Here is a 23,433-nt window from a genome sequence, read left to right as displayed (position 1 = left end):
ATTTAAAGAGCAAAATTTAACTTGATTATCAGTTTGTTAAGTAATTGCTGTAACAAGAATTGTTAATTTTTATCAAAACAATAAAACTAAACCAATTGAATTTAACCTTAACTGATATATCAAAAAGGTATGGTAGCCATACTGTTTTAGCATTTGATGAATGGAAAATTGATTCTGGAATTTATTGGCTAAAAGGCGGTAATGGGACTGGGAAAACTACCTTGTTCAAGATAATCTCTGGTCAAACTCCTTTTGATGGAACTGTGTTATTAAATCAGATAAGCTTGAAAAAGCAAGCCAATGATTTTCGTTCAAGGATTAGTTATGCAGAAGCCGAGCCACAATACCCATTATTTATTACAGGGAAAGAATTGCTCAATTTTTATGCGGCTATAAGAAAAGCTAGTCAAAAGGACATCAATACATTAACTGATTTGTTTGAAATGACGGCTTTTTTAGATCAAAAAATTGGAGGTTATTCTAGCGGAATGTTAAAGAAACTCTCTTTAATATGTGCGTTTATTGGCGATGTATCGCTTTACATTTTCGATGAACCTTTAATTACCATTGATACCGCATCTACTGATAAATTGTACCGATTAATAATAGAAAAATCGGGGCAGGGGAAAAGTTTTTTAATCTCATCTCACCAAGAAATTGATGCAGCTAAATTAACCGTTGATGGTGTGTTTGTTATCGAAAACAGAAAAGTAGTGATATGCTAAAGCTATTAATTAGAACAATAGGCGCAACTTTTTACCAACAACATGTTGGTTTGTTTTTGGTTGTTTTCTATTTGTTATTTGGTATGATACAAGGTTATGATTTAATTCTATTTCATAAAGCTTTGTTGCTTTCCATTTGTTCTTCGCCATTAAACCTTTTAATTCTATTTGGTATTTGGATTTTGTATGCAGTGAAGTCCTTGCTTTTTGTAAGGCAAAAGCTTTCTCAAGAAGATTATGGTTTTGTAAAAGAACTAACAGTTGTTTCTAAAAAGGCACAAATTGTATTATGGATTAAGGTGTATTCATTCCTTCTCATTCCTGTTTTGTGTTACGCTACTTTGGTTTTAATTACTTCAGTTGTTCACCAATATTTGGTTAGCCTTTTTGCTACGACTGGGATGTTAGGTTTAATAATGATATCGTTAGCTATTTATACCTATCGCTTTAGTAATTTTAATTTTAATGTCTCAAAAGCTTGGTTAAATTTCCCTCAACTTAAAATCAATAAACCATTTTGGTCATGGCCAATTTGGTATTTGTTAAATGAACAACGAATAATGCTATTGATTTGTAAAATAGTTTCCTTCTTGTTTTTTAAGGCGATTTTATTGGTTTTTGCAGACATACCTAATGACATTAGGATTTATTTAACTGCTTTGTTAGCTGTGGTTTTAAGTCACGCGGTGCTGATTTTGAACCTCACAAAATTTGATGCTTTTTATAACTCCTTTGCTAAAAGCTTACCCATTAATGCAATTACAAGATTGATATATTGGGCTTTTGTGTTTGGTTTGTTGTTAATTCCAGAGTTGATATTGCTGGGAGCTTCTACTGGAATTACCCCATTGCAATTTGTTAATTGTGTGTTGTTTTGCTTGGGCTCGATGTTAGTTCTGCAAGCCCTAGTGTATTTATTAAAGGCAAATACAGATAGGTATTTACAATATCTTTTGTTCTTTTTCTTTGTAAGTATGTTTGCTATTGTTGGCGGGTATTATTTGCCGTTTAGTATTGCAATGATCATCTTTACTTCAGTTTTTTACTTATGGAATTATAATGGTTTAGATTTAAAAGAAATAGCTTAAATACTATAAGCCTTAATCATTTCTTCGGTTACCTTGCAAGAACGTTGCGTTTTTAAATCTATCATTACGTACTCAAAAATCCCATCTGAAGCTACTTTTCCAGTAGCTTTATTGATGATTTCGAACTGCACATTACTTCCTTTTTCGTTCATTTCTAAAATGCCAGTTCTAACCAGCATTTGGTCGCCTAGTTTTAAAGGGCGCTTAAAGTTGATGATCACTTTAGCTACCACCCAGCCAAAACCTTGTTCGGTAAAACTTTGCCAGCTCATTCCGTAAAACTTGTCCATTTGCTCATAACGGGCAGCTAATACATAGTCTAGGTATTTACTGTTGTGCACATGGTTAAACATATCTATATCGTCTGGACGAACATTTAACTCTGTTTCGAAGATGCTGAATTGATTTTTTTCCATCAGCAGCAAAAGTAAATGATTTATTATTTAGAATGTCAAAATAATGCATTTTCACCGTCGGCTCTCCGTCAATCCTGTGTCGGTTCACCGTCGAAAAGCGTCTTTCGACGGTGAACCGACGGTATACCGAGCCTATACGGACGGTCAATAGCTATGTAGAACTCTAAATAAATACTTTTAGCACTACGTTAAAGGACAAAATTTTATTATTCAAGGTAATTTTTGTATTTTTGATACAAATGGGTAGTTTAAAACTATATGATACAAATATTTCTAGAGCAAGTATAGTTGCAGAGCGAGAATATGCCTATTTAAGTCGTTCTTCTGAGCAAAAATTTCTAGCATTGCTAAACCTAAATCGTATTTCTGTTCAAATGAATGGCGGTAATCTTTTAAAAAAAACCACAAGGTTTGGGCCTTGTTATCAGAAAGCCTAATATTTAATTCGAAATCCTCAGCTATTTAAATCGAGATTGCAAATCTCGACTAACAGTTATAGCTCATTTTAGCTTGTTAACTGTGAGGGAAACAAGCTTCTCCAAAGAACTTATCGTTTGTTAAATAAACCTCTGACTACCGACAGGTAGGCGATTTAGCGAGATGCTGCCTTCTCGGCAGAAGTGAGCGATCCAAAGGAGTGCCTTTGGCACGGGAATGAAATGACCGAAGCTTTACTGCTTCTGATTCTCAAATATTTAGCTTAAAAATAGTCATCGGATGAATATTTGCAAAATGGATATATTCATCCGATGACAATACTTGTTTTTATACTGAACTTAGCTTATCTTTGCGCTCAATTAATTAATTTATAAACTTTAGTACCATTCAAGAATGTATTTAAGTCCAGAAAAGAAAGCCGAAATCTTTAAACAACACGGCGAAGTAGAAACCAACACTGGTTCTGCAGAAGGTCAAGTAGCGTTATTTACATACCGTATTGCGCACTTAACAGAACACTTAAAGAAAAATCGTAAAGATTTCTCTACTCAGTTGTCACTTCAAAAATTAGTAGGTAAACGTCGCGGTATTTTGGCGTACTTATTTAAAAAAGATATTAATCGTTATCGTGCTATCATCAAGGCTTTATCGCTAAGAGATATCATCAAATCGGTGTAATGTTATAAAAGCCATTCTTTTAGAGTGGCTTTTTTTAGTTTAATACTCGAAGAAAATATATATAAACTCGATCTGTTCGAAAGAGGAAAAGCAGATCACAACAATTAAATATGAATGTAATAAAAAAATCGTTTGATTTAGGCGATGGAAGAATTGTAGAAATTGAGACAGGTAAATTGGCTAAACAAGCTGATGGTGCTGTTGTAGTTAAAATGGGAGATACCATGTTGTTAGCAACAGTTGTATCTACTGTAGGTGCCAAACCAGGTACAGATTTTTTACCATTATCGGTAGATTATCAAGAAAAATATGCGGCTACCGGCCGTATTCCAGGAGGGTTTTTACGTCGTGAGGCAAGATTATCTGACTATGAAGTGTTAATTTCTCGTTTGGTTGATAGAGCTTTACGCCCTATGTTCCCTTCAGATTATCACTCTGATACACAAGTAATGATTTCATTGATCTCGGCTGATAAAGATATCATGCCAGATTGTTTAGCTGGTTTAGCAGCATCTGCAGCTTTATCAGTTTCTGATATTCCTTTTAACGGTCCAATATCTGAAGTACGTGTTGCTAAAATTGATGGCAAATTGGTAATTAATCCATTGGCTAGCGAATTAGAGCGTGCAACTTTAGAATTTATGGTTGCTGGTTCGGCTAACGATATAGGCATGGTTGAGGGTGAGTGTGATGAAATTCAAGAAGATGAAATGGTTGAAGCTTTAAAATTTGCACACGCTGCAATTAAAGTTCAATGTGCTATTCAAGTTGAATTAACTGAAGCTACTGGCAAAACTGTAAAACGTGAATATAACCACGAAGATCATGATGCTGATTTAAGAGCTAAAGTTTTTGCTGATACTTACGATAAAGTTTACGCAGTTGCGAAATCTGGTTCTAATAAAGATGAGCGTAAAGTTGGTTTCACTGCAATTATCAATGATTTCTTCGCAGCAATGCCAGAAGATACTGCAGATTTAACTAAAGCAATGGCTAAACATTATTACCATGATGTGCAGTACGATGCAATTAGAAATTTGTTGTTAGATGAAGGAATTCGTTTAGATGGTCGTAAAACAACTGAAATTCGTAAAATTTGGAGTGAAGTAGGTTATTTACCTGCAGCTCACGGTTCGGCAGTATTTACGCGTGGCGAAACTCAATCTTTAACATCTGTAACTTTAGGTAGTAAAGATGATGAACAAATGATTGATGGAGCTTTTGTTAACGGTTACAACAAATTCTTATTGCACTATAATTTCCCTGGTTTCTCAACTGGAGAGGTTAGACCTAATAGAGGTGCTGGACGTAGAGAAATTGGTCACGGTGCTTTAGCTCAACGTTCGTTGAAAAAAGTATTACCAGAAGGAGCAGAGAACCCATACACTATCCGTATTGTTTCTGATATTTTAGAATCCAATGGTTCATCATCAATGGCAACTGTTTGTGCTGGTACTTTAGCACTAATGGATGCTGGTATTAAAATCAAATCTCCAGTTTCTGGAATTGCAATGGGTTTAATTACTGATGAGAAAACTGGTAAATATGCAATCCTTTCAGATATTTTAGGTGATGAAGATCACTTAGGGGATATGGACTTTAAAGTAACAGGTACTGAAAACGGTATCGTTGCTTGTCAAATGGACTTAAAAATCAATGGTTTGTCTTACGAAGTTTTAACTAAAGCTTTGTTGCAAGCTAAAGACGGTCGTTTACACATCTTAAACGAGATGAAGAAAACAATCGCTGCGCCTAATGAAGATTTAAAACCACATGCTCCACGTATTGTTTCATTAAGTATTGATAAAGAATTTATTGGTGCGGTAATAGGCCCAGGCGGTAAAATCATTCAAGAGATGCAACGTGAAACTGGAGCATCTATCTCTATCGAAGAGGTTGGTAACAAAGGTATCGTTGAAATTTTTGCTGATAACAAAGCTGCAATTGATGCTGCTGTTGCACGTATCAATGCAATTGCTGCTAAACCAGAAATTGGTGCTACTTACCAAGGTAAAGTAAAATCTATCATGCCATTTGGTGCATTCGTAGAAATTATGCCAGGTAAAGATGGTTTATTACACATCTCTGAAATTTCATGGGAACGTTTAGAAACCATGGATGGCGTTTTAAAAGAAGGCGATAAAATAGAGGTTAAATTGTTAGATGTAGATAAACAAGGTAAAATGAAACTTTCTCGTAAAGTTTTGTTGCCAAGACCTGAAAAACCTGCAGCTCCACAAGCATAACCCCTAAATCCCCTAAAGGGGACTTTAATATACTAACCCTTTCAGTTTTACTGGAAGGGTTTTTTTGTTTGAAGTCCGAAAAGTTGGAAAGTGTGAAATGTATGAAAGATGTAAACGTATAAGACTATAACTTTCAGACTTTCCGACTATAAACTTTCGGACTAGTTTTGTAACTTGCATGTATTGATATGAAAAGTAAAACTAACATAGTTGAGGAACCATTAGCTGATTATAAAAAAGCTGAAGAGGACTTATTGCGTAAAGCTTTATCGAGTTCTTACACAGAGCGATTTCATACCATGACAAGACTGATGAAAATGAATATCATTTTGAAATCTGCTAAGGTTATCCATAAAAAAATGGATTAATATATGGATGTTTTTGATGATGAAATACTAAAATTATGGCGCTCACTTTTAAATAATAAGGTGAATTTTATAATGATAGGTGGAGTTGCCACAAATTTACATGGCTTTCATCGTACAACTGATGACATTGATATTTGGATAAAAGATAGTCTAGAAAATAGAAAGAACTTAAGAAAAGCTTTTAACGAGTATGGATTAGGAGATTATAAATTGTTAGAAACAATGGAATTTATTCCAGGCTGGACCGATTTTCATTTGGATAACAGTTTGAGAATGGACATTATGACATCAGTTAAGGGCTTAGAAGAATATGGTTTCGATAAAAGTTTTAAGTATGCTTCAATTGCTACAATTTATGATTTAGAAATACCTTTTTTACATATCAATCAATTAATTGAGGCGAAAAGAGCAGCAAATAGACCAAAAGACCAAATTGATATTATAGAACTTGAGAATATCAAAAAATTAAGAGAAGACACAAGCCAATAAAATGAAACACATCATAGCTCCATCTATACTTTCTGCTGATTTTGCTAATCTGCAACGCGATATCGAAATGATAAATAATAGCGACGCTGATTGGTTCCATGTTGATGTAATGGATGGTGTGTTTGTGCCAAATATTTCCTTTGGTTTTCCCGTTTTAAAAGCAGTTAAAAAGTACGCTAAAAAGCCTTTAGATGTTCATTTGATGATTGTTAATCCTGAAAAGTATATACAAGAGTTTGCAAATGAAGGTGCTGATATCATCACAGTTCATTACGAAGCTTGTCTGCATTTACACAGGACGATACAAATGATAAAGGCTGCTGGTTGTAAGGCTAGTGTAGCGCTCAATCCACATACTGCTGTTGGTTTATTAAAAGATATTTTGGCAGATTTAGATATGGTTTTAATCATGTCGGTAAATCCAGGTTTTGGTGGCCAACAATTCATTCCTCAATCTCTAAATAAAATAGCTGAACTAAGAAAAATGGCTAATGAAATCAATCCAAATTTAATTATTGAAGTTGATGGGGGAGTTAGCATTTCAAATACAGCTAGCTTAATAAAAGCTGGCGCAAATGCCTTTGTTGCAGGTAATGCCATTTTTTCGGCAAGCAATCAAACCCAAATGATTGCAGATATGAAAAATATCGATGTAAGCTTACAAGAAATTTAATTATTTTAAATGTTGAAGGCTTATCTGTTAATCTCGACTTTACTTGTGAGCTTTACTTTGGTAAATGCTCAGCCGTTGGTTAGGGTAACGGGTAAAATTCAAGACTTAAATTTCAATCCACTACAACAAGTTACGGTTGCTGTTTTAGGTCAGCAAGAAAGTACGCTAACGACAGAAGATGGCAGTTACACCATCTATTCTAAAACCACTTCATTTACATTAAAATACAGTTTGTTGGGTTATAAACCTATCAATATAAAAATCAACGAAAAAGTTGCTGGACGAATTGTTAGAGATGTCATTTTAGTGCCGAATATAAATGAATTAGAGCAAGTTACCGTAACCAATAAGCAAAATCAGTTAAGTAACACCAGCACCATTAATATTGCCGATTTATCTTCCTTACCTTCCGTCTCCGGTAATTTTGAAGCTATTCTAAAAACACTTCCGGGTGTCTCAACTAATAATGAGTTAAGCTCCCAATATAGTGTTAGAGGGGGTAATTTCGATGAAAACTTAATCTATGTAAATGACATTGAGATTAGCAGGCCAATATTAATTAGAAATGGACAGCAAGAGGGTTTAAGCTTTATAAATGGAGATTTAGTAACTCGGGCAAAGTTTTCAGCCGGTGGTTTCGAAGCTCGATATGGTGATAAACTATCATCTGTTTTAGATGTAAAATATGATAAGCCTGATAGTAGTCAATTAGTTTTAACCACAGGTTTGTTAGGTACGTCTTTAAGCTCTAAATATGTGGCTAATAAAAGTTTCCTTTTGTTAGGGTTAAGGTATAAAAACAACAGCAGTGTATTAAATAAGCAAGATAACAAGGGCAGTTATAATCCAAATTTTGGCGATGCCCAGCTTCTTTACCAGTACAATTTTTCTGATAAATTTAGTTTGAGCGGACTTGCAAATTTCAATCTCGGACAATTTAGGTTAGTGCCAGAAGATAGGGAAACGCAGTTTGGAACATTAGATACGCAACTTAGATTAAATATTGCATACAATGGGCAAGAGATTGATAGTTATAGAACTGCAGGTGGTGCGGTAACCGCTATTTTTAGTCCAAAACCTAATGTAGCTATCAAGTGGATAAATAGCTATTTTAATACAAAGGAGAGAGAAAGATTCGATATTGAAGGAAGGTATATTTTTGATGAATTAGAAACAGGTTTTGCTTCTGGTGGTTTTGCTACTGTTAGGGTAAATAGAGGGATTGGGACTTATTTAAATTATGCTCGAAATAGTTTAAGCTCTCAAACGTTTAGCTCAGAAATTAAGGCTGACCAAAGTTTTGAAAATCATACCTTTTCTTGGGGCGTGAGGTTTGAGCAGAATAAATTTAAGGACGACTTAAATGAATATCATTTAACAGATTCTGCTGGTTATATTTTACCATACGACTCAAAGAAGTTTTATTTAGAACAGTCAATCAAGATATCGAACAATGTTGATATAGATAATTACACCGCATATATTCAAGACAGTTATAACATTGCCAGAAATACAGATTTACAGCTAGGGGTAAGGGCAAGTTATAACTCATTATCAGAGCAGATTTTAATAAGCCCTAGGTTGTTATTGGCTTATAGACCAACCAGTAACAACAAAATTCTACGTTTTTCTGTCGGTGTTTATCAGCAGCCACCTACCTATAGAAGTATAAGAGCTTATGATGGAATTTTAAATTTAAACCAGAAAGCGCAACGCTCTTATAATACATCTGCAGGCTTCGATTATGCGTTTGATGGTTTGGGAACTCGCTTGAAATTTAGTTCTGAAGTTTATTTCAAATACATAGATAAATTAATTCCATACGTGATAGATAATGTAAGAATTAAGTACTTATCGTCAGAAACAGCGAAAGGAAGAACATTGGGGGCAGATTTTAGCATAGGGGGCGAGTTTGTAAAAGACTTGGTTTCTTATTTTAGGTTATCGTTTATGAAAGCTGAGCAAGATATTTTAGGCGATTCTTACTACAGCGGTCAAAATTTGATATTTCCAGGGTATTTAAAAAGACCTACAGACCAAAGGGTTAATTTTTCTGTTTTTTTTCAGGATAGATTGTTAAAAAGCCCTACTTATAAAGTGCACTTAAATATGCTTTATGGTTCTCGTTTACCAATTGGTTCGCCACAAAGTGACCATTACACTGATAATTTCCAAATTCCCGCTTACAAACGAGTAGATATTGGTTTTTCTAAAGATTTTTTAGATGATTATGCGCTAAGAAAGCCAAAATTATTAGATAAATATTTTAGTTCGTTCATCGCTTATTTTGAAGTCTTTAATTTGCTCAATATCAATAACACCGTATCTTATTTGTGGTTAAAAGATGTAGACAATGTTCAGTATGCCGTGCCTAACTATTTAACAGGTCGACAGTTCAATTTTAAATTAATTTTAAAGTTCAAAAACCATCAATAAGTCCTACTAATTTACTAGATTTACCCTCATAAACCGAGCTTGCGAGCTCATTAATGCCTTTAAAGAAAAATTGAACAACTATTAATAAAACTTAATATATAATGAGACATAATTTTGGTGCAGGCCCTTGTATTTTACCGCAAGAGGTATTTAAACAAGCTTCTAGAGCTGTTTTAGATTTTAAAGACGGTTTATCAATTTTAGAAATATCGCATCGCAGCCCTGAGTTTGAGGAAGTGATGGCGGAGGCTAATAAATTGGTAAAAGAACTTTTAAATGTACCATCTGGATACTCCGTTTTATTTTTACAAGGTGGGGCAAGTTTGCAATTTGCCATGGTTCCAATGAACTTATTGCCAGAAGGAAAAACAGCTGCTTATTTAGAAACTGGTGTTTGGGCAAATAAAGCGATAAAAGAAGTAAAGTATTTTGGTAAAGCAAACATTGTAGCTACCTCTAAAGATGCAAATTTCACTTTCATTCCGAAGGATTATGAAATTCCTGAAGATAGCGCCTATTTCCACTATACTTCAAATAACACCATTTACGGAACAGAATTATTCAATTTGCCGGAAACTAAGGTTCCTGTAGTTTGTGACATGTCATCTGATATCATGAGTCGTGTTATTGATGTTTCTAAATACGATCTAATCTACGCTGGTGCTCAAAAAAATATCGGCCCTGCCGGATTAACCATTGTTATTGTTAAAGATGAAATTTTAGGTAAAAGCGGAAGAGCAATTCCATCAATGTTAGATTACATATCTTACAAGGATAACGATTCAATGTACAACACACCTCCAGTATTTTCAATTTATACAGCAATGCTGAATTTAAATTGGTTAAAATCTAAAGGTGGCATTGCGGAAATAGAAAAAGAGAACAAAGCAAAAGCTGATGCTCTGTATAAGGAAATTGATAGAAATCCATTATTCAAAGGAACTTGTGCTGTTGAGGACCGCTCTAGAATGAATGTTTGTTTTGTAATGGAAAATCCTGAACTAGAAAAGTCATTCGCAAAATTTGCTGATGATAATGGTTTTGAAGGATTGAAAGGACACAGAAGCGTTGGTGGTTTTAGAGCATCAATGTACAATGCACTTCCAATTACAAGCGTTCATGCATTAATAGATTTAATGCAGGAATTTGAAGAGAAACAAAAATAAATGAGATTTTTTAGATTTGTCTATATTCTCGTGGTGTTGATTACTTTATTCAGTAGTTGCAATTCTGACAATTCTGGTAAGGAATCATTCAGTTCTGTAGATAGAAATAGCAAACTAGATATTAAATTAACAGAATTCGATTGGGATAAATTAGATACAATTGATAGTAAAATTAATTTGGCATTTAGAGGTAAAATTTCCTTAGTTGAATTTGGTGAACCAGGTAAAAACTATTCTAAATATGAAAAATTACCCAATAAGTCCTTTATTTTAACTGTTAACAAACCAAAGAGTTTTACTTACAGAAATGATACAGACTCACTGTCTTACATTTTATTCAACTCTTATAATCAATTTGTTCTTTCTTCAAATGATAGTTTAATTTATAATAAAATTGAAAGTTTAAAAAATAAAGAAGTTACTGTTTTTGGGTCCTTATTTCAAGGTTTAACAAAGCATTACAATAGAGATTTAGCAATTAATGTTATTAAAATAGAAATTAATAAAGGTTATGATTAAGATACTTGCCAACGACGGCATAGACCCAATAGGAAAACAATTATTAGAAGATGCAGGTTTTCAGGTTGATACGCAAACAATTCCACAAGACCAACTAGCAGAAGCATTATTAAATTATGATGCAATTACTGTTCGTAGTGCAACTAAAGTTAGAGCTGCTTTAATTGATGCTTGTCCGAATATCAAATTGATTGGTAGAGGTGGAGTTGGAATGGATAATATCGATGTTGACTACGCCCGTGGTAAGGGTGTAAATGTGGTGAACACACCAGCCGCTTCATCTTTATCTGTGGCAGAATTAGTGTTCTCTCATCTATTTACAGGTGTTCGTTTCTTACAAGATGCAAATCGCAAGATGCCAGTAGAGGGAGCAACCAAATTCAATGATTTGAAAAAAGCTTATGCAAAAGGTATTGAGCTGAGAGGCAAAACAATTGGTATTATTGGTTTTGGTAGAATCGGAAGAGAAACTGCAAGTGTAGCTTTAGGTTTAGGAATGAATGTTTTAGCTTATGATTTATTTCCTTTTAGCGGTAACATCACTTTAAACTTGCAAGGCGGAATTAAAGTAGATATTCCTGTACAAACAGTAAGCTTGGCTGAAGTGATTGCGCAGAGTGATTTTATATCGTTACATACACCATTTGCAGATAAACCGATTTTAGGTGCAGCAGAATTTGATGCCATGAAGCCAGGAGTAGGGATTGTAAATTGTTCTCGTGGTGGTACTATTGATGAAGAAGCGTTGATTAACGCTTTAGATTCAGGTAAAGTAGCTTTCGCTGGATTAGATGTGTTTGATAATGAGCCAACTCCTTTAGCAGCTTTATTAACGCATCCAAAAATTTCTTTAACTCCACATATTGGTGCATCAACTAATGAGGCTCAAGAAAGAATTGGAACTGAATTGGCTAATTTAATTATCGACCATTTTAAGAAATAAAATAGGTTCGTCATGCTGAATTTATTTCAGCATCTTTCCAGCCAGAAGTAGAAAAGGCTGACCACAAGGTCAGCCTTTTCTACTTTTAAAGAATTTGTCATTCTGAACGCAGTGAAGAATCTACTTATTAGATTCCTCGTTCCTCGGAATAACAAATTAATTTTATAAAGAATTTGTCAAAGCCCAATATCTAAAACCCAAAACCGCTTTTTGAAATGTGGTTAATTTCATCGGGTCTTTTTTGTAGTAACCCGGCAGTAAAATCTTATTTAATTTTACTAAAAGCTTAAATACTTGCTTTTTCATATTGCTTCAGTTTTTTATTCTTATTATATAAAACATAAGCTAAAATAGCACAGCAAATTAAAAAGACAAACATGAAAATATGCGCAATGCTACTTGCGCTTTCTGCTTTCTCAAGATAATTGCTAAGGCCTTCATTTTGGTCTTGCAATCCCTTAATTGTTTTTCTGTAATTTAAAATGCTTTCTGAATTTGAATTTACAGCAGTTTTAACCTGTTCCACTTGCAAGTCTTTATAGTCTAACAAGATTTTAAGTTCCTTAAAAATATCATTATCATTCAGTGCAATTTGTCTTAAAATCTCATTAGAGTTTTTGATATCTCTTTTGGTTTGGAAACCGAAAATACCTGTTCTTGCATTCAGACTTGCATCATATTGACCAAAATTTGCACTTCTTTGTGCTAATAAAGCATTTATTTTAGCACGCTGGATTTCATACGCAGAAGTGTCTTGAGCGTTTATCTTTAGGGTAGATAATATGAATAGCATTAAGAAGAATAGTTTTTTAATCATGACGACATTTTATTGTTCTAATAAACTCCAAGCTTCAGCTTTGCTACTGAAATTTGGTTTAACTTTTGCCCATGTTTCTATAAACAAATTAGACTTTCTATAGTTTTCTAAATCATCTGCACCTTGCCATTTACTAATCGTAAAAAAGATGGTTTCATCAGTTTCGTGTTGCAATAACTTAACATCTTTACAGCCCTCAAAATTTGATATCAATAATTTGATGTTGTTAAATAGAGTTTTAAATTCATCAACATAAGCAGGAGCGAAATGCATTTTTACAATACGAACTAGCATAGGAATATATTAAGTTAATGTCAGTCTGAGCGTAGTCGAAGATCTTTAATTAAACACTTCGACTACGCTCAGTGTGACAATATTTACAAAGTACTCTCTTCTTGGGAGAGTTGCCTGCCTGTCGGTATGCAGGGGTTTGGCTTTCTAAGGATGAAACTCAACCCTCACAATATCACTTAAATGTAGGCCCAATAAGCCACTAGCCTTACCCTTATTAATGGCAATTTCTAAGTGGTTACTAATGCCAAACAAACAAAGCTTTTCTCCCTCTGGAACTTCGTTATAATGCCAGCTTAATTGAGTTATGGTTTCGCTTTTTCTAAAGTACAAAGTGAAGTCTCTATTGCGTTGTATCTTGGTGAAAAGGTCTTTCGTTATATTGGTAATTACATTGCAAAAAGTATCAATATAAATTACACTTCCCCTAATTATATCTCGCTCTATAACAGGATGTAAAAGCATCCTTTGTTCAATATCTCCAGTAGGTACACCGATCTCTTTTAACTTACCACCTTTAGCTAAATGAATGGCTGCTTTTACAAAAATATCTACTAACGGAAAGTGTAAATATTTTAAATCTTGCATGATATTTAATTCTACTAATTCATCTGGTGCTTCATCTAATAATAAAGAAAATATCCCGTTATCGGCACCTACAAAATAATGGTCTTTATAACGCAGAGCGATATATTTGGTGTTCTCGCTAAAAACCGAATCAATCCCAATTAAGTGGACTGTATTTTTAGGGAAATATGGATAAGCATTCTTTAAAACAAAGGCTGCATAAGAAATATTGAATGATGGAACTTCATGGGTAATGTCAACAATATTAGCTGTAGGCAAGATATTCAGGATACTACCTTTCAAAGCAGCCTGATAAAAATCCTTGGAACCTAAATCTGTTGTTAATGTTATTATCGCCATTAAAAATTCAATATTTATTCTTATTCTTGTGTACAGGCAAATCGCCTACAAATATTCAATTTTTAAATCAAAATATACACTCCTAAATAAAAATACAATATTTTGAACGAACTAAAGCTAACATTAGAAACAACAGACCAAGTACAATTTTGGGGTGCCAACAATGAGCATTATGAGTTAATCAAATCTGCTTTCCCAAAATTAAAAATTGTAGCAAGAGGAAATGACGTAAAGGCATTGGGCGATGAAGCTGAGCTTAAGGCATTTGAGCAAAAGTTCGAACAATTGGTTGCTCATCTTGAAAAGTACAGGACACTTTCCCATAACGATGTAGAGGCTATTTTAGGTTCTAAAAAGACGACAACAAAAGCTGATGATGCGCCAACAGCAGCCATCAACACTGGTGAGGTTATCGTTTTTGGAAATCATGGCTTAATGATTAAAGCTCGTACGGCTAATCAGCGTAAAATGGTAGACAGTATTGGTAAAAACGATGTTCTGTTTGCCATTGGCCCTGCTGGAACTGGTAAAACCTATACGGCAGTAGCTTTAGCGGTAAGGGCTTTAAAGAATAAGGAAATCAAAAGAATTATTTTAACTAGACCAGCTGTTGAGGCAGGAGAGAGCCTTGGGTTTTTGCCGGGCGATTTAAAAGAAAAGGTAGATCCTTATTTACGTCCGCTTTATGATGCTTTGGATGACATGATTCCGCCTGAAAAACTAAAGTTATATCTAGAAAACAGAACTATTGAAGTTGCACCATTGGCATTTATGCGTGGTAGAACATTAGATAACTGTTTTGTGATTTTAGATGAAGCGCAAAACTCTACGGATTTACAGTTAAAGATGTTCTTGACCCGTATGGGTCCAACAGCTAAATTTATTGTAACTGGTGATATTACACAGATTGATTTACCTAAAAAAGCACAATCTGGCTTGCATAATGCACTTCGTATTTTAGAAGAAATAAAAGGTATTGATATCATTTACCTGAATGGCGATGATGTGGTAAGGCACAAATTGGTTAAGGCGATATTGAAAGCTTACGGAGATATTCAGTAAGGAAGTAATTAGTATAAAGTATTTAGTACTTAGACAAGTAATTAAGCTGATAGCTAATGTTTTTAATCATTAACTATCAGCTATTTGCTTTTTTAACTCATTTTTTGAAAGTCCCAATCTTCTTACTTTTTGTCTTCCAACCTCTTACTTTCCGACTTTTTTCATATTTTTATACCCAATGAAAGCAATCAAAGAAACCCACTTTAATTTCCCGCAACAAACCAATTTTTATAAAGGTAAAGTGCGCGATGTTTACACAATCGACGACCAATTGATGGCAATGGTTGTAACAGACAGGATATCAGCATTTGATGTTGTTTTACCAGAAGCCATTCCTTTTAAAGGACAGGTTTTAAACCAGATTGCTGCTAAATTTTTAGCTGCTACAAAAGATATCGTTCCTAACTGGGTTTCATCTACTCCTGATGAAATGGTTACCATTGGCAGGATATGTGAGCCTTACAAGGTTGAAATGGTGATTAGAGGATACTTGGCTGGTCACGCTTGGCGAGAATACAGTGCAGGTAGAAGAAGTGTTTGTGGTGTTGAATTGCCAGAAGGATTAAAGGAAAACGATAAATTACCTACTCCAATAATAACTCCAACCACAAAAGCTGCTGTTGGGCATGATGAGGATATCTCTAAACAAGATATTTTAGCCAAGGGCATTGTCTCTTTGATTGATTATGAAAATTTAGAAAGTTATACCCAAGCTTTATATAAAAGAGGCACTGAGATGGCTGCAGAGCGAGGATTGATTTTGGTTGATACCAAATATGAGTTCGGTAAGGTAGGCGACACCATTTATTTGATTGATGAAATTCATACACCAGATTCATCTCGTTATTTTTACGCAGATGGTTATGAAGAAAGACAAAATAATAATGAACCTCAAAAACAATTATCTAAAGAGTTTGTCCGTAAATGGTTAATTGAAAATAATTTTCAAGGTAAAGACGGGCAAGTTATTCCAGAAATGACACCAGCCATTGTGAATTCAATTTCAGAGCGTTACATAGAATTATATGAGCAAATTGTAGGTGAAAAGTTTGTTAAAAACCCATCATCAAGCATTGTAAATAGAATAGAACAAAATGTCATAAATGCGATTAAGGATTTATTATCAAATTAATAATCGTTACTTTCGTTTAAATAAAATACTATACCATGAAATTCTCTACAGATAAACACGAAAAATATGTTGTTCTAAAATTGGACGAACCAAGGTTCACTAATGACAACACGCCTGCATTAAAATCAGAATTTATTTTGTTAAATACTGAAGGCTATCGTAACATAGTTTTAGATTTATCTGAGGTTGAAGAATGTAATGATTCACAAGATTTAAGTTGCCTTTTGGTAGGAGACAGGCTTTGTAAAAGTGCAGGAGGTGTTTTTGTTGTTACAGGCGTTAATAATTCAATTGCAAAAATTGTTAAAATGTCAAACCTTCATAATTCAGTTACTTTTGTAAATAAATTAGATGAAGCCACAGATTTAATCTTTATGGAAGAAATAGAGAAAGAATTACGTGGAGGTGTAGATAAGGGATGATTTCTAATGAAATTTGAGGTAACCATTTTGGGTAGCAGCTCGGCTACCCCAGTTCACAATAGAAATCCTACAGCTCAATTATTAAATTGTAATGAAAAATTTTATTTGATTGATTGTGCTGAGGGAACTCAACAACAGCTAATTAAATTTAATCTTAAGGCATCTAAAATAGACTATATCTTTATTAGTCATTTACATGGCGACCATTATTTTGGTTTAATAGGGTTGCTCTCAAGTATGCACTTAAATGGTCGCATAAAGCCACTTTATATCTATGGACCTGCTGCTTTACAAGAAATATTGGAGCTTCAGTTTAAACATTCAGACACGCATTTAAAATATGAGCTAGTTTATTTTTATACTGATACGACCCAAAGTGCTATTATTTTTCAGAATAATGATGTTACGGTAGAAACGATTATCTTAAATCATCGTATTCCTTGTACGGGTTTTAAGTTTACAGAAAAAAAACGCCTAAGGAAACTGTTAATTGATAAATTGGAACAAGATAATGTTCCGATAGAATTATATCCTTTATTAAAAAGAGGGGTTGATTTAGATTTGCCAAACGGTGATGTAATTAGGAATTTAGATTACACTACAGACTCGGCAGAACCAAAATCTTATGCTTATTGTTCAGATACCTTATTTGATGAGCGTTATTTCGAAAGTATAAAAGACTGTGATACTTTATATCATGAAGCTACTTTTTTACACGAAATGTTAGAGAGAGCAAAAGAAACACATCATACAACGGCATTGCAGGCCGCAGAAATCGCTAAAATAGTTGGTGCCAAGAAATTGTTGATTGGGCACTTTTCATCAAGGTATAAGACTTTAAGCGAGTTGTTAGATGAAGCGAAAACAGTATTTCAAAAAACTGAATTGGCCATTGAAGGATTAACATTTGAGATTTAGCAAAAAAAAGATTTTCTTGATTTGTTAGTAGAATAATATTTTTGAAGGTCGTTATACCCAACTTCCCTAAGTGAATTTGAAACAAGCTGATTAGGTATCTTAATGTGCCGTGATTTAGGTTTAATGCTTTAAAATTCCCACCTACAAGGGACGAAAACCATAATTTTTCCATAAAAAAAGCCGCAGATGTACAGAAGGATAATCTGCGCATATGCGGCTTAAATAAATATCATTTAACCTTATTTATCTGTTTTGTTACCACCTCCGAATACAGAGAAGTGTACATAACGTTTAGGGTTTGCCTTTAAATCTATCATCAAATTATCTAGATTTTTAGCAGCGTTGGTTAGGTTTTTATACATCTCATCATCATTAAGTAATTTCCCTAATGAACCTTTTCCTCCCTTTAAATCAGAAACCATTCCCTGTAAATCAGCCACTGCTTTATTTGCATTATCAATGGTAGCTTTAAAATTTAAAGCAGCTGCCTTATCTGTAACTGTATTTAAGTTAGTTAATATGGCATCAATCTTAGCACCATTATTTTTAAAGTTTACAGTAATCGTTTCAACATTAGATAAAATAGCAGATAATTTTGAACTCTCAGAGCCAACCAATGCATCAACTTTTTTAGATGTACCTTCTAATGATGCTAGGGTAGAAGCGATGCTGGTAAAGCTTTTATCTACATTTTTCTGGAAGTTAGGATTTAAAATAGCATTTACACTAGTTAGTATAGAGTCCATTTTAGTAATGATCATTTCAGCTTTCTTTTGCACTGGCTGAACAGATTCCATTAAGCTTTTTTCTACATTGGCATTTAAAACATAACCATCTTTTGCATACTCTTTACTATTACCAAGTACCATTACCACCGCTTTTCCACCTAACAAATCAGTACTTTCTAATCTTGCAATTGTATTAATAGGAATTAAATACTCGTCTTTGATTTTTAAGGTAGCTTTAATTCTACCGTCTTCTTGTAATTCTAATTTATCAACTCTTCCGATTTGAAAACCATTAATTAATACGGGTTTAGAAACACCTAACCCATCTACTTGAGTATACATTGCAAATAACTCAGTTTCACTAGAGAATATAGAGTTTCCCTTTAAAAAGTTATAGCCAATAATTAATAAAGCTATTGCAAATGCTGCTAATACGCCTACCTTGGTTTCGTTTTTTATCTTCACGTAGTTTGGTGTTTGTTAGTTTTCAATTTCTTTTTTGTACTGTTTGATGGCATTCACTATTGCATTTACAATCTCTTCTTGTCCATCTGCAGAGTTGATGTAATCTTCTTCGGCAGGGTTAGATATAAATCCAATTTCGGTTAAAATCGAAGGCATTGCTGCTCTTTGGAGTATTAATAATCCTTGCTCCTTAACACCTCTATTAACCCTTTTGTTTACATCTGTATAGTTTTTTTGCACCATCTTAGCCAATGCTAAACTTTTAGCTCGGTAAAGAGATTTATACAAAGATAACATAATTAATTCTTCAGGGTCTGTTGGGTCGTAAGTACCTTTTTTCTTATAATTCTTATCGTTAATGATGTCCTCGTTTTCTTTAATGCCAGCATCCATTTCGTTAATACGACGATAAGCACCTACAAAAGTTTCAGTTCCTTTTGTGTAATGATTGCCCTTATCCATCGAATTGCAATGTATCGATATAAATAAATCAGCTTTGGCATTATTGGCTATTTCTGCCCGGCGATACCAATCAACATCAACATCAGTTTTACGAATTTGAATGATTTTAATGGTTGGAAGTTCTTCTTCTAATTTCTTACCTAATTTTAAGGCAACTTGTAATGCAACATTTTTTTCATAAGAATATTTTCCTTTTGCACCAGGTTTTACGCCACCATGACCAGCATCAATTACTATGGTTTTTATTTTATAACCTTGTGCGTTTGCAACAATTATGTTTATAAAAAATAGAATAAGAAGTGGTAAAAAGGCGTACTTTAATCTCATTTAATGATGTTTGAACTGCAAATTTATAATAAATATCGTCAACTAAATTTCTACACTTACTTTATAAGCTTGTATTGCTTTTAAAAGACAATTGGTAATTTCAATTTGGCCAGCTTCTGAATTCATATAGTCTTCTTCGTCCTGATTGCTAATAAAGCCTATTTCTGTTAATATTGCTGGCATTCCGGCTCTAGCTAAAACAGCTAGACTTTTTTCTTGAACACCTCTATTAATCCTGCCAACGCTTACATATTGGTCTTGCACCATTTTTGCTAATTTTAAACTCTGTGTTCTAAAAGTATTTTTCATTAATGATAAAATGATAGCACTTTCTGGGTCATCAGGATTAAAACCGTCGTAATTCTCTTTATAATTATCCTCTAAAAAGATAGATGCATTTTCTCGCTTAATGGCTGCATCTTGTTCATTTATTCTTCCGCTACCAGACACAAAAGTCTCTACACCTCTTGTAGAAGTACTTTTTGCATACCTAGTTTTGTAAACAGGAACTTTTTTGCCTTTTTTATTTCTGGTGTAACCACTTATGTAACGACTGCTAACAACCGGCATATCATTACAATGTATGGAGATGAATAAATCTGCTTTTGCATTATTTGCGATGGCGATACGCTCATAAAGAGGAACAAAAGTATCATCATTTCGTGTTAAGATTACCTTAACATCTTTCATGTTCTCTTCAATTAGCTTACCTAATCTGATGGCAGTTTTAAGCGCAACATCTTTTTCTGTATAATATGAGCCTCTCGTGCTTCCATCTTTACCTCCATGACCTGCATCAATTACAATTGTTTTAATTTTGTATTCTTGTGCAATTAGTTGATTATCAATACCTAAGATAGATATGATAGAAATAAGTACAATCAAAATTGCTTTTGACCTAACCAATGGTATATTTTTCATTAATTTTGAACGTTTTGGGATAAACATTATTGCAAAAATAACATTCACACACGAATTTGAAACTTTTAAGATACATCATTTTTATAACGTTTACTCTTTTATTAACATCTGTTGGTAATAAAGCACTCGCAACATCTACGATTTTTTTTCAGCAAGTACCCAAACAAATCGCTAAACCAATAGATACATCTAAAAAAGATACAACTAAGGTTAAGATGAAAAAAGGTGCTGGTGGACTTGATGATAAGATTGAGCACTTTGCAAATGATTCGACCCATATTGATAAAAAAAATGGAATAATGCATCTATACGGCAAGGCGAGGGTTATTTATGAAACCTTTGAATTAGATGCAGAATACATTAGATACGACTCAAAAAACAACATCATTTTTGCTAGAGGTATCACAAATGATAAGGGCAAATATTATGGCAGACCTATTTTTAAAATGGGAACTGATGGAACAGGGATTGCTGATTCTATAAGTTATAATACAAAGACTGGAAAAGGTAATGTAGATGGTATTTTTAAAGAACAAGAAGGTGGTTTTTTCACAGGGGGAAGAACAAAAGTTCAACCCGACAATGAATTTCACGTTTCTGGAACAACATATAGTACGTGTAATTTACCAGAGCCGCATTTCGGTTTGCATATTACTAAAGGTATTGCTACTGAGAATCACATTATTACTGGACCAGTATATTTTGAATTTGAACGAATTCCAATGCCATTGGGTTTACCTTTTGCATTTTTCCCCAAACCAAATAAAAAATCATCTGGTTTTATTTTACCAACCCCTGGAGAAGATGCCACAAAGGGTTTCTCTTTAACAAATGGCGGATATTATGTGATTTTAAGTGATTATTGGGATGCTAAAGTAACTGGTAATATCTTCACCAATGGTTCTTATGATTTAAACTTAGGAACAAATTATTTGAAACGCTACAAATATGGTGGCAATTTAAACTTAGCTTATTCTAGTACCAGAAATGGTTTAGAAGGAACCCCAGAATATAAACCTCAGAAAAATTTTCACATTGGATGGACTCACAGCCAGAACGCTAATGCAAGGCCAGGGACTACATTTAGTGCTTCGGTAAATGCTGGAACAAGTACATACTTTAGCACAACTGCGGCTAATGCTAGTTATGATATTAATCAGATTGCACAAAACACCTTAAGCTCTAGTATTGCCTATGGTAAAGTTTTTGGCGATGGATTGTTTAACCTAACAGCAGCACTTTCTCACAGTCAAGAAACACAAGCAAAAACAATTAGCTTAACCCTACCTCAAGTTAGTTTAAATATGTCTACACTTACTCCATTTTACGGAAAGAATAGTGTGGGAGAACAAAAGTGGTATCAGAAACTAACTGTAGGTTATAGTTTACAGGCCAGTAATACGGTTAATACCAGAGAAGATATGCTTTTTGATAAAGATGGGCTAAAAAGATTTAAAAATGGTTTTCAGCATAACATTCCAATCAGTTTACCATTCAATTTATTTCAATACCTAAACTTTAATACCAGTGTTAATTATAATGAACGTTGGTATTTTCAAACCATCAACAATCGTTACCTAGAAAATCCAACAGGTTCTCCAACAGTTGTTACAGATACAGTTAATGGTTTTAAAAGAGCAGGAGAATATACTTTGAGTACTGGAATGTCTACCAAGCTCTATTTTAGGAAAAAGTTTGCAAACTTGGGTAAAATTAAGGGTTTTAGCCACGTAATGACACCTAACTTTAGCTTCTCTTACAAACCAGATTTTTCATCAAGTAATTTTGGATATTATAAAGACCAAGAATTATATACAAATGATTTAAGGCCAGGTAAAAGTGTAAAGACTGGTAGGTATGTTGAAGATTATCAAGGTAAGAGATTAAAATACTCAATTTTTGAACAAGGAATTTATGGCGGACCCTCAGCTGGAAAACAAGCTTCAATTGGTTTTTCATTAGATAATAATGTGGAATTAAAAGTAGCCTCAGCAAAAGATACCACTGGAACAGGTGAAAAGAAAATTCCTATCATTCAAGGTTTAACGTTTTCTAGTTCTTATAATTTTGTAGCTGACAGTATGAAATTAGCACCTATTAGCTTTGGCGGACGTTCACAATTTACTGATAAGTTAGGTTTTAATTTTAGTGGTTCATTAAGTCCTTATGCCGTTAAAAATGTTGGTACAGTTGTTAATGCAGGCACTGCTAATCAATCAATCCTTCCTAGTTATCGTGAAGTTGACAGTTATCGTTTGCCTCGTATCACTAGCGTAACTTTCTCAACAGATTTCAGTTTTAATCCAGACGCTTTAAAAAGTCGTAATAAAAATGTGGAAGATGTTAAAAATCAAACTCCTGCAGCGGGAAGAACTCAAGAAGAAACAGACAGATTGCAAGCAATAAGTAGAGACCCAAATGCCTTTGTTGATTTTAACATTCCTTGGAACATTGCACTTTCTTATAGCTTTAACTACAGCAACCCCCTAGGAAGAAAAGAAACTAGAACAATTAGTAATACCTTAAATTTTAATGGTGATTTTAATTTAACTCCAAAATGGAAAATCCAATTTAACTCTGGCTATGATTTTAAGGCTAAAAACATTTCATATACTTCTTTTGCCATTTATAGAGATTTACATTGCTGGGATTTAAGTGCGAGTTGGATTCCTTTTGGTGCTTATCAAAGTTATTCTATTGACATTAAAGTGAAGGCATCTGTTCTTCAAGATTTGAAGTTGAGCAAGAGAAAAGGTTATTATACCAAATACTAAAA

At 33.8% G+C, this 23,433-nt stretch carries 24 protein-coding genes; 17 read left to right on the top strand and 7 right to left on the bottom strand.

The genetic code is table 11. The features are described 5' to 3' along the window. The first annotated feature begins 95 nt into the window (after nucleotides 1–95). Both EZ428_RS15025 and EZ428_RS15020 read left to right on the top strand, forming a co-directional pair. Nucleotides 96–725, top strand: a complete 630-nt coding sequence (locus EZ428_RS15025) for an ABC transporter ATP-binding protein (protein WP_165501787.1) — start codon at nucleotides 96–98, stop codon at nucleotides 723–725. Further along, complete coding sequence (locus tag EZ428_RS15020; RefSeq protein ID WP_131553980.1) at nucleotides 719–1,813, top strand: hypothetical protein; 1,095 nt, start codon at nucleotides 719–721, stop codon at nucleotides 1,811–1,813. Before EZ428_RS15025 ends, EZ428_RS15020 begins: the two co-directional genes overlap by 7 nt. On the opposite strand, the gene EZ428_RS15015 is transcribed toward EZ428_RS15020, so the two are convergent. Next, the gene (locus EZ428_RS15015; RefSeq protein ID WP_131553979.1) at nucleotides 1,810–2,229 is read right to left on the bottom strand and encodes an acyl-CoA thioesterase; all 420 of its coding nucleotides are present in this window, start codon (nucleotides 2,227–2,229) and stop codon (nucleotides 1,810–1,812) included. The genes EZ428_RS15020 and EZ428_RS15015 overlap by 4 nt on opposite strands. 239 nt (nucleotides 2,230–2,468) lie before the next feature. Between EZ428_RS15015 and EZ428_RS15010 the strand changes: the two genes are divergently transcribed. The 10 genes from EZ428_RS15010 to EZ428_RS14965 all read left to right on the top strand — a co-directional run bounded on the left by EZ428_RS15010 (nucleotide 2,469) and on the right by EZ428_RS14965 (nucleotide 12,185). Then, nucleotides 2,469–2,666: a hypothetical protein gene (locus tag EZ428_RS15010; RefSeq protein ID WP_131553978.1), complete on the top strand. Its 198-nt coding sequence runs from the start codon at nucleotides 2,469–2,471 to the stop codon at nucleotides 2,664–2,666. Nucleotides 2,667–3,060: 394 nt separating this feature from the next. Beyond that, nucleotides 3,061–3,345 (top strand): 30S ribosomal protein S15, encoded by a 285-nt coding sequence (gene rpsO, locus EZ428_RS15005; RefSeq protein WP_131553977.1) that lies wholly within the window; start codon nucleotides 3,061–3,063, stop codon nucleotides 3,343–3,345. Between the two features lie 110 nt (nucleotides 3,346–3,455). Next, entirely contained in the window at nucleotides 3,456–5,591 is a 2,136-nt protein-coding gene (gene pnp, locus EZ428_RS15000) for a polyribonucleotide nucleotidyltransferase (RefSeq protein WP_131553976.1), read from the top strand. Nucleotides 5,592–5,779: 188 nt separating this feature from the next. After that, nucleotides 5,780–5,959 (top strand): hypothetical protein, encoded by a 180-nt coding sequence (locus EZ428_RS14995; protein WP_131553975.1) that lies wholly within the window; start codon nucleotides 5,780–5,782, stop codon nucleotides 5,957–5,959. A gap of 3 nt (nucleotides 5,960–5,962) precedes the next feature. Further along, complete coding sequence (locus EZ428_RS14990) at nucleotides 5,963–6,448, top strand: DUF6036 family nucleotidyltransferase (protein WP_131553974.1); 486 nt, start codon at nucleotides 5,963–5,965, stop codon at nucleotides 6,446–6,448. Between the two features lies 1 nt (nucleotide 6,449). Beyond that, a complete protein-coding gene (gene rpe, locus EZ428_RS14985) occupies nucleotides 6,450–7,121 on the top strand; it encodes a ribulose-phosphate 3-epimerase (RefSeq protein ID WP_131553973.1) in 672 nt (223 codons plus the stop codon). 9 nt (nucleotides 7,122–7,130) lie between these two features. Further along, on the top strand, nucleotides 7,131–9,557 hold the full coding sequence (locus EZ428_RS14980; RefSeq protein WP_131553972.1) for a TonB-dependent receptor: 2,427 nt from the start codon (nucleotides 7,131–7,133) through the stop codon (nucleotides 9,555–9,557). A gap of 101 nt (nucleotides 9,558–9,658) precedes the next feature. Then, the gene (gene serC, locus EZ428_RS14975; RefSeq protein WP_131553971.1) at nucleotides 9,659–10,723 is read left to right on the top strand and encodes a 3-phosphoserine/phosphohydroxythreonine transaminase; all 1,065 of its coding nucleotides are present in this window, start codon (nucleotides 9,659–9,661) and stop codon (nucleotides 10,721–10,723) included. Further along, nucleotides 10,724–11,242 carry a hypothetical protein gene (locus tag EZ428_RS14970; protein ID WP_131553970.1) on the top strand — a complete coding sequence of 173 codons (519 nt, stop codon included), beginning with the start codon at nucleotides 10,724–10,726 and terminating at the stop codon, nucleotides 11,240–11,242. Beyond that, nucleotides 11,235–12,185: a D-2-hydroxyacid dehydrogenase gene (locus EZ428_RS14965; protein WP_205945714.1), complete on the top strand. Its 951-nt coding sequence runs from the start codon at nucleotides 11,235–11,237 to the stop codon at nucleotides 12,183–12,185. Before EZ428_RS14970 ends, EZ428_RS14965 begins: the two co-directional genes overlap by 8 nt. A 286-nt stretch (nucleotides 12,186–12,471) precedes the next feature. Here EZ428_RS14965 and EZ428_RS14960 read toward each other — a convergent pair whose 3' ends face one another. From EZ428_RS14960 to EZ428_RS14950, 3 genes are all read right to left on the bottom strand, one after another. Beyond that, complete coding sequence (locus EZ428_RS14960; RefSeq protein WP_225871072.1) at nucleotides 12,472–13,002, bottom strand: hypothetical protein; 531 nt, start codon at nucleotides 13,000–13,002, stop codon at nucleotides 12,472–12,474. 9 nt (nucleotides 13,003–13,011) lie between these two features. After that, a complete protein-coding gene (locus EZ428_RS14955) occupies nucleotides 13,012–13,296 on the bottom strand; it encodes a putative quinol monooxygenase (RefSeq protein WP_131553969.1) in 285 nt (94 codons plus the stop codon). 144 nt (nucleotides 13,297–13,440) lie between these two features. Continuing rightward, nucleotides 13,441–14,220 carry an SAM hydrolase/SAM-dependent halogenase family protein gene (locus tag EZ428_RS14950; RefSeq protein ID WP_131553968.1) on the bottom strand — a complete coding sequence of 260 codons (780 nt, stop codon included), beginning with the start codon at nucleotides 14,218–14,220 and terminating at the stop codon, nucleotides 13,441–13,443. A 102-nt stretch (nucleotides 14,221–14,322) separates the two neighbouring features. On the opposite strand from EZ428_RS14950, the gene EZ428_RS14945 reads away from it, so the two are divergent. The 4 genes from EZ428_RS14945 to EZ428_RS14930 all read left to right on the top strand — a co-directional run bounded on the left by EZ428_RS14945 (nucleotide 14,323) and on the right by EZ428_RS14930 (nucleotide 17,754). Next, a complete protein-coding gene (locus EZ428_RS14945) occupies nucleotides 14,323–15,282 on the top strand; it encodes a PhoH family protein (protein ID WP_131553967.1) in 960 nt (319 codons plus the stop codon). A 178-nt stretch (nucleotides 15,283–15,460) separates the two neighbouring features. Continuing rightward, nucleotides 15,461–16,414: a phosphoribosylaminoimidazolesuccinocarboxamide synthase gene (locus EZ428_RS14940; protein ID WP_131553966.1), complete on the top strand. Its 954-nt coding sequence runs from the start codon at nucleotides 15,461–15,463 to the stop codon at nucleotides 16,412–16,414. Nucleotides 16,415–16,449: 35 nt separating this feature from the next. Continuing rightward, nucleotides 16,450–16,836, top strand: coding sequence for an STAS domain-containing protein (locus EZ428_RS14935; protein WP_131553965.1), 387 nt, complete (start codon nucleotides 16,450–16,452; stop codon nucleotides 16,834–16,836). A gap of 6 nt (nucleotides 16,837–16,842) precedes the next feature. Next, a complete protein-coding gene (locus EZ428_RS14930; protein ID WP_131553964.1) occupies nucleotides 16,843–17,754 on the top strand; it encodes a ribonuclease Z in 912 nt (303 codons plus the stop codon). Nucleotides 17,755–17,993: 239 nt separating this feature from the next. Here the strand turns inward: EZ428_RS14930 and EZ428_RS14925 are convergent, their stop codons facing one another. The 3 genes from EZ428_RS14925 to EZ428_RS14915 are packed head-to-tail and all read right to left on the bottom strand — an operon-like array spanning nucleotide 17,994 to nucleotide 20,657. Next, nucleotides 17,994–18,947, bottom strand: a complete 954-nt coding sequence (locus tag EZ428_RS14925) for an MlaD family protein (RefSeq protein WP_131553963.1) — start codon at nucleotides 18,945–18,947, stop codon at nucleotides 17,994–17,996. A 15-nt stretch (nucleotides 18,948–18,962) separates the two neighbouring features. Next, a complete protein-coding gene (locus tag EZ428_RS14920; protein ID WP_131553962.1) occupies nucleotides 18,963–19,736 on the bottom strand; it encodes an N-acetylmuramoyl-L-alanine amidase family protein in 774 nt (257 codons plus the stop codon). A 42-nt stretch (nucleotides 19,737–19,778) separates the two neighbouring features. Continuing rightward, the gene (locus EZ428_RS14915) at nucleotides 19,779–20,657 is read right to left on the bottom strand and encodes an N-acetylmuramoyl-L-alanine amidase family protein (protein ID WP_225871071.1); all 879 of its coding nucleotides are present in this window, start codon (nucleotides 20,655–20,657) and stop codon (nucleotides 19,779–19,781) included. Nucleotides 20,658–20,713: 56 nt separating this feature from the next. On the opposite strand from EZ428_RS14915, the gene EZ428_RS14910 reads away from it, so the two are divergent. Further along, entirely contained in the window at nucleotides 20,714–23,431 is a 2,718-nt protein-coding gene (locus EZ428_RS14910) for a putative LPS assembly protein LptD (protein ID WP_131553960.1), read from the top strand. Nucleotides 23,432–23,433: the final 2 nt, after the last annotated feature.

This window comes from Pedobacter frigiditerrae, from assembly GCF_004331645.1.
GTDB lineage: Bacteria > Bacteroidota > Bacteroidia > Sphingobacteriales > Sphingobacteriaceae > Pedobacter > Pedobacter frigiditerrae.
This window is presented reverse-complemented; position numbering and strand designations above follow the sequence as displayed.